Source organism: Pseudomonas sp. ok266 (genome assembly GCF_900110195.1).
GTDB classification, from domain to species: domain Bacteria; phylum Pseudomonadota; class Gammaproteobacteria; order Pseudomonadales; family Pseudomonadaceae; genus Aquipseudomonas; species Aquipseudomonas neuropathica.
Genome location: NZ_FOCU01000009.1, coordinates 298,497 through 308,846, shown reverse-complemented (window position 1 = coordinate 308,846; position 10,350 = coordinate 298,497). Strand labels below are relative to the sequence as shown.

Genomic DNA, 10,350 nt, shown 5'->3' with positions numbered 1-10,350 from the left:
TTGAAAGAGGCGCCAAACGCGTTTCAAGCCTGTAAAGGTGTAAACGATGTCCCCGGTCTAATTTGTAAAGGATGTACCGGTCTCTACAGTGAGGGGCTTTTGATCTGTTCCAGAATCTGAGTTCGACTCGGTATTTCAAGTCGGCGTAGCTCTCCCAAACACCTCGGTCAGTCCCCTCTCCCTCTGGGAGAGGGCTAGGGTGAGGGGCTTTTGATTGTCTGCGGCAAATAATGGCGTCGACTCAAGTCGCCACATTCAAATACTTGCCCACCGACGCCGTTTTCTCCAGCGAGTACTGTTTGCTCAAATTGGCAATCATGCGGTTCAGGGCTTCGGTGGTGCTCTGGGTAGAAGCGGTCTGTTCTTCATCCGGCCGTTCTCGCCCTGCCTGTAAAGCCGCTTTCAGCTCGTCGCTGCTTACACCGCCGCTGCTGTCGCTATCGAGCACCTTGAGCAGCGCGGCACTGGTGTCAGTGCTGGTGGTTGAAGTCGCGCTGTCGCTGGCTTGCAGTGCGCTGCCGAGTTCTGTCGCGGTCACGCTGCCGTCGCCATCCGCATCAAGTTGGCTGAACAGTCCGTCGCTGTTGATGTGTGGCGGCGATGGAGGTGGCGGGGTCAGGCTGGCGGTGAGTTCGTCCTGGCTGACGGTGCCGTCCTTGTTCTTGTCGAGGGCGGAGAAGATTTCGTTGCTGTCGGCAGTGCTGCCGGCGCTGGTCAGGCCGCTGCTCAGTTCGTCGCTGCTGATGGCGCCGTCACCGTCGCTGTCGAGGGCGCTAATCAGGGCGTCGGCGAGGTCGGTGTCCGGTGCTTGATCGTGTGGTGGCGGCGGGGGCGCCATGGCGGTCAATTCTTCGGCGCTGAGGCTGCCGCTGGCATCGCTGTCCAGATCGCCGAATTGTTTACTCAGGTTGACCAGCAGGCCGTCGTCGGATTTCTGCGACAGGGCGCTTTTCAGTTCGTCCTGATCCACCGCGCCGTCGCCGTTGCTGTCGAGTTTGGCGAACAGTTCTTTTTGCAGTTGCTGGCTGCGGGCGTTTTGCGTGGAGGTACTGCTGGTGCTGGTATAGCTCGTGTAGTTGCTGACGCTACCAATCATCGGACTCACTCCCTGGAATGGAAAACCGGTGGGTGTACCGGCTTATGCAGCGTCGGGGCGCAAGTTGTCGGGGGTATGTGGGATTTGTACCGGTGGGTACACACGATGGAATGAACACCAAATACCTTGTAGGAGTGAGCCTGCTCGCGATAGCGGTTTATCAGTGACATTTACTGTGACTGACACTCCGCTATCGCGAGCAGGCTCACTCCTACAGGTGGATTGTGTGTTTCTCAGGTGCGCGGCAGGCGAATGATGGCGGTAAGGCCGCCGCCCGGTGTTTCGTCAAGATTGAGCTGCCCACCCAAACGCTGGGCCGCTTCGCGGGCAATCGTCATACCCAGCCCGACGCCGCCAGAGTTGCGATTGCGCGAGCCTTCCAGCCGATAAAATGGTTCAAACACCGCTTCACGCTTGTCCTCGGTGATCCCCGGGCCGTGATCGATTACGCGGATCAGCAGTTGCTCGCGCTGATCCTGCAATTCGATGCGTGCCTGGCCGGCATAACGCAGGGCATTGTCCATGAGGTTGTTGAGGCACGAACGCAGCGCCATCGGCTGTACCGGCAACGGTGCGCAATGGCCGCTGACCTGTACGTCGGCGCCTTGATCCTGCGCGTTTTCGCACAGTGATTCGACCAGCGCCTGCACATCCATCAATTGCAAGGCTTCGCTGGTGCGCTGTTCGTGCAGGTAGGTGAGGGTGGCGTCGAGCATGCCGATCATGTCGTCGAGGTCCTGGCGCATCTGGCCTTGCAGCTTTTCATCGCTGATGTTTTCCAGGCGCAGTTTCAGGCGTGACAACGGTGTGCGCAGATCATGGGAAACCGCGCCCAGCATCCGTGCGCGCTGCTGCACCTGTTCGCGAATGCGTTGCTGCATCAGGTTGAAGGTGTAGGCGGCTTGTCGCGATTCCCGCGGGCCGGACTCGTCGAGTGGCGGGCTGTCGAGGTCTTCGCTGAGGCGTTCGGCGGCGTCGCTCAGGCGCTGGATCGGGCGACTGAGCAGTTTGGCGCCGTACCAGGCCGCGATCATCAGCGTGATGAATTGAAAGGTCAGCGGCACCACCGGGCCACCGAACCACGGACGCGGTGGCCGTGGCGGGTAGCGCGGATCATGTGCCATCGGTTGCCCTTCGGCGCCTTGAGAGAACTCCGGTGGCGGTGGGGGCGGCGGTGGCCCGTAGTGGTGGAACCAGGCGAACGCCAGCAGGTGCGCCAGGACAATCGCCACGAACAGCACGCCAAACAGGCGCCCGAACAGCGTGTCGAAGCGCGCCCGCATCAGCCGATGTCCCGCGCGTCGAACAGGTAACCCTCACCGCGCACGGTTTTGATCAACTGCGGGGCTTTCGGGTCGTCGCCGAGTTTTTGCCGCAGACGCGAGACCAGCAGGTCGATGCTGCGGTCGAAGGCTTCGATCGAGCGGCCACGGGCAGCATCGAGCAGTTGCTCGCGGCTGAGTACCCGACGCGGACGTTCGATAAACACCCACAGCAGGCGGAATTCGGCGTTGGACAGCGGCACCACCAGACCATCGTCGGCGATCAACTGGCGCAGGACGCTGTTCAGACGCCAGTTGTCGAAACGAATGTTCGCGCGCTGTTCGGTTCGATCGTCACGCACCCGGCGCAGAATGGTTTGAATGCGCGCGACCAGTTCGCGTGGCTCGAACGGTTTGGCCATATAGTCATCGGCGCCCAGTTCCAGGCCGATGATGCGGTCGGTCGGTTCGCAACGTGCGGTGAGCATCAGGATCGGGATGTCCGATTCGGCGCGCAGCCAGCGGCACAGCGACAAGCCGTCTTCGCCGGGCAGCATCAGGTCCAGCACGACAACATCGAAATGCTCGGCGAGCAGCGCCTGACGCATCGCCGCGCCGTCGGTGACGCCGCTGGCGTGGATATTGAAGCGCGCGAGGTAGTCAATCATCAGCTCGCGGATCGGCACGTCATCGTCGACGATCAGCGCGCGAATGCTCCAGCGCTTGTCGTCTTTAGGCTCATCCGTCGCGGTCATTTGGGTGTTGTGCATGAGGCTGTTCATCTGCCAGTAGGCCGCCAACCACAAAAGATGGGCTGCGAGGTTGTGGTTTCAGCATAGGCGTCCGGCCGTGAGGCGGGAAGTGCTGATGTAAGGACGTATTGCGGCTGGCGAGGCTAGCGCGGGTGCTTGTTGCTGGCGTGTCGGTTGTGTATCGGAGTCGACACAATAGCAGCGAGCGCTATGCTGATCACGGCCAGCGCGACGATTTACCGATCATCGGGTGCCGCGCTGCCGCCGGTTCCGCTACAATGCGCGCCGATTTCGACCTGCCTGAGAGCCCATTCATGTCCGCCTGCCAGACTCCTATCATCGTCGCCCTGGATTTCCCTACCCGTGACGCCGCACTGAAGCTGGCCGACCAGTTGGACCCGAAGCTGTGCCGGGTCAAAGTGGGCAAGGAACTGTTCACCAGTTGCGCCGCCGAAATTGTCGGCACCCTGCGTGACAAGGGTTTTGAAGTATTCCTCGACCTGAAATTCCACGACATTCCCAACACCACCGCGATGGCCGTGAAAGCCGCTGCCGAGATGGGCGTGTGGATGGTCAACGTGCATTGCTCCGGTGGTATGCGCATGATGGCCGCTTGCCGTGAAGAGCTGGATAAACGCAGCGGCCCGCAGCCGTTGCTGATCGGCGTGACCGTGCTGACCAGCATGGAGCGCGAAGACCTGGCCGGTATCGGTCTGGATATCGAGCCGCAAGAGCAAGTGCTGCGTCTGGCCGCGCTGGCCGAAAAGGCTGGCATGGACGGTCTGGTGTGCTCGGCGCTGGAAGCCTCGGCACTGAAAACTGCGCACCCTTCGCTGCAACTGGTGACCCCGGGAATTCGTCCGGCGGGCAGCGCGCAGGACGATCAGCGCCGCATTCTGACTCCGCGTCAGGCGCTGGATGCCGGTTCCGATTATCTGGTGATTGGCCGTCCGATCAGCCAGGCGGCAGATCCGGCGCAGGCGCTGGCTTCGGTCGTAGCCGAAATCGCCTGATCAGGCACCGCAAAACCCTGTAGGAGTGAGCCTGCTCGCGATAGCGGTGTGTCAAACAACGGTAATGTTGACTGACACACCGCTATCGCGAGCAGGCTCACTCCTACATTTGTTTTGTGGTGGTTTTAGATTTTCAACACCAACTTGCCGAAGTTCTCACCGCTGAACAATTTCATCAGCGTTTCCGGGAAGGTCTCCAGCCCTTCGACGATATCTTCCTTGCTCTTGAGCTGCCCCTTGGCCATCCAGCCGGCCATTTCCTGCGCGGCGCTGGCGTATTGCGCCGCGTAATCCATCACCACAAAACCTTCCATCCGCGCACGGTTGACCAGCAACGACAGGTAGTTGGCTGGCCCCTTGACCGCTTCCTTGTTGTTGTACTGGCTGATCGCGCCGCAGATAACCACCCGCGCCTTCATGTTCAAACGGCTCAACACCGCATCGAGGATGTCGCCGCCAACGTTATCGAAATACACATCGACGCCTTTCGGGCATTCGCGTTTAAGCCCGGCCACGACATCTTCGGACTTGTAGTCGATGGCACCGTCAAAACCCAACTCATCAATAAGGAATTTGCACTTGTCGGCGCCGCCGGCAATGCCAACCACGCGGCAGCCTTTGAGCTTGGCAATCTGCCCGGCGATGCTGCCCACTGCGCCCGCTGCACCGGACAACACCACGGTGTCGCCGGCCTTCGGTGCGCCGACATCCAGCAGGGCGAAGTAGGCGGTCATGCCGGTCATGCCCAGCGCTGACAGGTACACCGGCAGCGGTGCCAGTTTCGGATCGACTTTGTAGAAACCTCTTGGCTCGCCGAGGAAATAATCCTGCACGCCAATGGCGCCGTTGACGTAGTTCCCGACCGCAAAGCCAGGGTTGTTCGAAGCAATGACTTTGCCTACGCCCAGCGCGCGCATGACTTCACCGATACCGACCGGCGGGATGTAGGACTTGCCTTCATTCATCCAGCCACGCATCGCCGGATCGAGAGACAGGTACTCGTTCTTGACCAGAATCTGGCCCGCCGCCGGTTCGCCGACCGGTACTTCCTGATAGGTGAAGGTCTCGCGGTTGGCCGCTCCCACCGGGCGTTTGGCGAGCAGGAACTGGCGATTGGTCTGGTTGGTCATGGCAGGCACTCGAACGGAATGAAGCCTTGTTGATAGACCTTCGCCGGCATTGGCGCAAGGTTGGCTGATGCGGCGAATGCACGCCGATCCAGTGCAGTGATGATCACCTGGCCGGTTTTATCACTGCGACGCATGGGTACATAAACAGCCATTGGATAGTGCTGACGCTCGGCAGACCTCAATGGCTATGCTGCCATTCCATACATCCCCTGCATCTATCCCTTCGAGGACATAACAATGAGCATGACGTTTTCCGGTCAGGTTGCTGTAGTCACTGGCGCGGCCAACGGCATCGGCCGTGCGACCGCCCAGGCGTTCGCCGCCGAAGGCCTGAAAGTGGTGGTCGCCGATCTGGACGCGGCAGGGGGCGAGGGCACGGTGGCGCTGATTCGTACAGCCGGCGGCGAAGCGACCTTCGTGCGCTGCAACGTGACCGTCGAAAGCGAAGTGAAGAATCTGATGGACGAGGTCATCAATACCTACGGCCGTCTCGACTACGCCTTCAACAATGCCGGCATCGAAATTGAAAAAGGCAAACTGGCCGAAGGCTCGATGGATGAGTTCGACGCAATCATGGGCGTCAACGTCAAAGGCGTCTGGCTATGTATGAAGTATCAACTGCCACTGCTGCTGGCGCAGGGTGGCGGGGCGATCGTCAATACCGCCTCGGTGGCGGGACTGGGCGCGGCGCCGAAGATGAGCATCTACGCGGCGTCGAAGCACGCGGTGATCGGTCTGACCAAATCGGCAGCCATCGAATACGCGAAGAAGAAAATCCGCGTCAACGCTGTGTGTCCGGCGGTGATCGATACCGACATGTTCCGCCGTGCTTACGAGGCCGACCCGAAGAAGGGTGAGTTCGCCAACGCCATGCACCCGGTCGGGCGCATCGGCAAAGTCGAGGAAATCGCCAGTGCCGTGTTGTACCTGTGCAGCGACGGTGCGGCATTCACCACCGGCCACTCGCTGGCAGTGGATGGTGGCGTCACCGCTTTCTGAATCACGCCCAAGAACAACAGCCCGCATTCGTTGCGGGCTTTTTTGTGGGCAGCGGTCAGTTCCGTGAAGCCTCTTAAACAATGTGTATCAAACGGTTAGAACGGTCGCTTTTGGCGGCGTTGTCGCACAGCCTGTCCGGCGCGGCTGTGATTTACTGCCGCCAGCAAAACGGACAGGAGTTTGCTTGCTCATGGAATTGAGAATTGATCGACAGGCAATGGTGCCGGTCGTGCAGCAGATTGTTGACGGACTGACCGAGTGGATCCTGCAAAGTGGCGTACCGCCGGCCACCCGTTTGCCGTCCGTGCGGCAAATCGCCCGGGGCAATCTGCTCAGCCAGTCGTGTGTGGTCGAGGCGTGTGAGCGGCTGGTATCGCAGGGTGTTCTGAGTTCATGCCAGGGCACCGGGTTCATTGTCGCCGCCTCGCCCTCGGCAACAGGCGCAGAAGATGAGCTGGCGCCATTCGAGGGCCGGTTCGCCTGGTGCGATGCCGTGTGCGAGGCCGCGGGCGGCTTGAAACTTGGCGCGGGCGGACTGCCGCATAGCTGGCGTGAACCTGACGACCTCAGTTATGCCCTGCGCGAGGTGGCTCGCACCGACATGGCCAGCCTGTTCAACTACAGCACGCCCTTGGGGCTTCCAGCGTTGCGCGAGCAAATCGCCAAGCGCCTGAAACTGTTCGGTATCGAGGCCCGCAGTGCGCAGTTGCTGAGTACCTGCGGCGCCAGCCATGCGCTTGATCTGATCGTGCGCACCTTGTTCAAGGCTGGAGACTGCGTGGTGGTCGAGACGCCCGGTTACGCGCCGTTGTTCGATCTCCTGCGGATGCACGGCGTGCGCATGCTCGAGGTGCGTCGCACCCCGAACGGGCCGGATATCGACGCACTGGAAGCGTTGCTGCAACAGTTTCGCCCCGGCGCGTTATTCATCAACAGCCATCATCACAACCCCACCGGCAGTTGCCTGTCGCCGAGCGTAGCGCAACGCATCCTGCAACTGAGCAAGACCTACGATTTGCGCGTGATCGAAGACGATGTCTACGCAGACTTGCACACCGGCAACGGCACGCGCTTGGCGGCTCTGGATGATGAGGGGCGAGTCATTTACGTGGGCAGTTTTTCCAAGACGCTGAGCAGCTCGTTGCGGGTCGGTTTCGTTTTTGCCGACAGCGACATGGTCAGACGGCTGGCGCAGGTCAAGATGATCAGCGGTCTGGGGGCGTCAAGGTTTACCGAAGCGGTGCTGGCCAGCCTGATGGTCAGCGGCGCTTACCGCAAACTGGTGCAGCGCCAGCGTCAACGCCTGAATGCCGATCGCGCGGCCGCGTTGCAGGCGCTGGAGGACGCCGACTGGGAGGTTTTCGGCAAGCCTGCAGGTGGCTTGTTCATCTGGGCGCGCTCGCGCATGACCGATCAGATTCGGCTGCGTCGGCAGGCTCAACGTTGCGGCGTGTTGCTGTCAGCGCCTGATGCATTCAGTCCCAATGGCGAGTCGGGTGATTGGCTGCGCATCAACGTCGCCTATGCCTGTGATCCGCGCGCCCGGCAGTTTTTTCGCTACACCGGTTCGGATCGACCTCAAGTGTTCTGAAAACGACGTAGGCGTAGCTTTTTGCCATTATTCCGACGCCAGAGACTTGTGCTGTTTCATGGCCGTTGCGACTCTTCGCTCTACTGACAATGGCAGGGGACTACGCGCAATGATTTCGGCCATGCAAGGACGTTTTGCCAACCTCGGTATGGCGAAAAAACTGGGTATCGGGTTTGTGCTGGTTTTGCTTCTGACCGCGCTGGTGGCGGCCATCGGCGTTTGGTCCCTGCAAACCATCAGTCAGCGTTTCGACGGGCTGAAACAGATGTCTTCGCTCAACAGCGGCTTGCTCAAGGTGCGCCTGCTTGAGCAGGAATATGCCTTGCGGGGCGATCCGAAGACGGCCGATGCCCTGCGTAAGGGCGTCGACGGACTGGTTGCTCTGGCTGATCAGCTCAAAGCGCAGTCGGCGGCGAATGTGCCGGTCATGAATGATGTGCAGCAGTCGCTGGGCGCTTATCGTAAGGCGTTCGACGAGTTTGTGTCGTTGACTCAGGCCAAGGACCTGGCGCTGGAAATGGCCAGTTGGTCGGTGTCCAGTGTGGCCAACAATCTTGACGTATTGCAGGCCGGACTTGCCGACGACGGTGCTTATACCTTGAAGGACACCGAGGGCAAGGACGGCGCACAGTTCATCGAGCAGGCCAGTCAGGTCAGCCAGGTTTCGCGGTTGATGCTGCAAGCGATGAACGAAGCGCGGATTCGTCTCGATCAAAGCCGCAAGGGCGATGCCGACAGTGCTGGCAAGGGCAATATCGAACAGGCCGCACAAGCGCAGGCGCAGGCCGAAGAATTGAAAACCACGGTCAAGGACGAGGGCTATCTCACCGTGCTCAATGAAGTGTCCGGGCACATCGCCGGTTTCAACGACAAACTGGCCGAGTACACCGGGTTGCTCGCGCAGGAAAAAACCGTCTACGAGCAATTGCACCAGCGTGCCAACGAAGTGGTCGAGCGGGTGAATCAGGCGTATGTCGCTGAAGACGGCGCGATGCAGGCAGAACTGAAGAAAAACTCGCTGCTGATCATCGGCTCATCGGCGCTGGCATTGCTGGTGGGATTACTCGCCGCGTGGCTGATCACCCGACTTATCGTCGCGCCATTGCGCAGTGTGATTCAGGTCGCGCAGCAGATTGCCGCCGGCGACTTGAGTGCGACCGTGGCAGTGACCCGTCGCGACGAGATCGGTCAGTTGATGCTGGCGATGCAACAGATGGGCGCGGGTCTGAGCACCATCGTCAGTGGTTTGCAGGCGGGGATCGAGCAACTGGCCAGTTCGGCGCAATCGTTGTCGGCAGTCACTGAGCAGACCAACCTTGAGGTCAGCAGCCAGAAGGAAGAAACCGAGCAGGTTGCCACGGCGATGAACCAGATGACCGCCACCGTTCACGACGTTGCACGCAACGCCGAAGAAGCGGCGCTGGCCGCGCAGACGGCGGATGACAAGGTCGAGAGTGGGCAGCAGGTGGTGCGCCAGAGCATGGCGCGCATCGAGCAATTGGCTGACTCGGCGACGTCGGCCAGTTCGAGCATCGAAAGCCTTAGTGCTGAAATCCAGAATATCGGCACGGTGCTCGGGGTGATCAAGAGTGTTGCCGAACAGACCAATCTATTGGCGCTGAATGCGGCGATCGAGGCTGCGCGGGCCGGGGAGCAGGGCAGGGGCTTTGCGGTGGTGGCTGATGAGGTGCGTGCTTTGGCTCGGCGCACGCAGCAATCGACTGAGGAGATTGAACGGCTGGTCAGTGCTTTGCGCTTGGCGGCGCATTCCTCGGTGCAGCAGATTCAGAGCAGCGGCGAGCTGGTGAAGCTGGCGGTCAGTGATGCGTTGCAGACTGAGAGTGCGCTGGGGAGTATTGCGGCGGCGGTGTCGTTGATTCAGCAGATGAATCAGCAGATTGCGGCGGCGGCCGAGGAGCAGAGTTCGGTGGCGGAGGAGATCAATCGCAGTGTGACGAGTATTCGTGCGAGTGCGGATCAGTCGTCGATTGCGATGCGTGGGAATGCGGCTTCGAGTGTTGAGCTGGCGCAGTTGGGGGGGGAGTTGCGCGGGATGGTTGGGCATTTTCGGCTTTGACGCTTTGACGCTTTGACGCTTTGACGCTTGGCGGCCTTTGGGCCGACCAGGCTCTTGGGGTTTTGGGGGGATATCCGTTGCTGCGGGTGTTGCTCATTAGGGTTCCGCCCTTACGGCGGGTCACTTTTTACAAACGCCTAAAAAGTAACCAAAAACGCTTGCTCCTACGTGCGGCCCGCTCGCTGGGGCTCGGGGTTCCTTCGCTCCGGGATCGATCCGGGCGCAGCGCCTACGGTTTGCTTCGCTGCACCTCCTCTCGCTGTGTTTGGCTGCGCCAAACGGTCGCTGCGCTCCCACGCCCGGATCAATCCCTCCACTCAGCCTTCCGACGTCGCTGGTGGATCAAGATCAAGAGCTGCAGCCGAGCTAACGCTCATCCTGTTGAGTGGTGAGAAGCTGATGCGGTTGCGAGGAGGGTGTTGCTTTTGCT

9 protein-coding genes and 1 pseudogene are annotated in these 10,350 nt (G+C 60.5%); 5 read left to right on the top strand and 5 right to left on the bottom strand.

Features of this window, described 5'->3' with window-relative positions; translation table 11 throughout:
• Nucleotides 1–241: 241 nt before the first annotated feature.
• The 3 genes from xopAW to BMY54_RS18965 form a co-directional block, all read right to left on the bottom strand.
• Entirely contained in the window at nt 242–1,096 is an 855-nt protein-coding gene (gene xopAW / locus BMY54_RS18975) for a XopAW family type III secretion system calcium-binding effector (RefSeq protein ID WP_093435522.1), read from the bottom strand.
• A gap of 233 nt (nt 1,097–1,329) precedes the next feature.
• Nucleotides 1,330–2,379, bottom strand: a complete 1,050-nt coding sequence (locus BMY54_RS18970) for a sensor histidine kinase (RefSeq protein ID WP_093435517.1) — start codon at nt 2,377–2,379, stop codon at nt 1,330–1,332.
• Nucleotides 2,379–3,140, bottom strand: a complete 762-nt coding sequence (locus tag BMY54_RS18965) for a response regulator (protein ID WP_007917450.1) — start codon at nt 3,138–3,140, stop codon at nt 2,379–2,381. The genes BMY54_RS18970 and BMY54_RS18965 overlap by 1 nt, the downstream gene beginning before the upstream one ends.
• A gap of 284 nt (nt 3,141–3,424) precedes the next feature.
• Here BMY54_RS18965 and pyrF point away from each other — a divergent pair, with 284 nt between their 5' ends.
• Nucleotides 3,425–4,123 (top strand): orotidine-5'-phosphate decarboxylase, encoded by a 699-nt coding sequence (gene pyrF / locus BMY54_RS18960; RefSeq protein ID WP_175559628.1) that lies wholly within the window; start codon nt 3,425–3,427, stop codon nt 4,121–4,123.
• Nucleotides 4,124–4,248: 125 nt separating this feature from the next.
• Here the strand turns inward: pyrF and BMY54_RS18955 are convergent, their stop codons facing one another.
• Together BMY54_RS18955 and BMY54_RS30635 are read right to left on the bottom strand one after the other, a co-directional pair.
• Nucleotides 4,249–5,253: an NADP-dependent oxidoreductase gene (locus BMY54_RS18955; RefSeq protein WP_093435507.1), complete on the bottom strand. Its 1,005-nt coding sequence runs from the start codon at nt 5,251–5,253 to the stop codon at nt 4,249–4,251.
• A complete protein-coding gene (locus tag BMY54_RS30635; RefSeq protein ID WP_175559627.1) occupies nt 5,250–5,405 on the bottom strand; it encodes a hypothetical protein in 156 nt (51 codons plus the stop codon). Before BMY54_RS30635 ends, BMY54_RS18955 begins: the two co-directional genes overlap by 4 nt.
• A gap of 85 nt (nt 5,406–5,490) precedes the next feature.
• On the opposite strand from BMY54_RS30635, the gene BMY54_RS18950 reads away from it, so the two are divergent.
• The 4 genes and pseudogenes from BMY54_RS18950 (at nt 5,491) to BMY54_RS31355 (ending at nt 9,920) form a co-directional block, all read left to right on the top strand.
• Entirely contained in the window at nt 5,491–6,252 is a 762-nt protein-coding gene (locus tag BMY54_RS18950; RefSeq protein WP_007917441.1) for an SDR family oxidoreductase, read from the top strand.
• A gap of 190 nt (nt 6,253–6,442) precedes the next feature.
• Entirely contained in the window at nt 6,443–7,843 is a 1,401-nt protein-coding gene (locus BMY54_RS18945; protein WP_093435504.1) for an aminotransferase-like domain-containing protein, read from the top strand.
• Nucleotides 7,737–9,059: pseudogene (locus BMY54_RS31360) on the top strand (HAMP domain-containing protein); the annotation flags it as partial. The gene BMY54_RS18945 and the pseudogene BMY54_RS31360, both read left to right, overlap by 107 nt.
• Nucleotides 9,039–9,920: a methyl-accepting chemotaxis protein gene (locus BMY54_RS31355; RefSeq protein WP_371748316.1), complete on the top strand. Its 882-nt coding sequence runs from the start codon at nt 9,039–9,041 to the stop codon at nt 9,918–9,920. The pseudogene BMY54_RS31360 and the gene BMY54_RS31355, both read left to right, overlap by 21 nt.
• Nucleotides 9,921–10,350 lie beyond the last annotated feature (430 nt).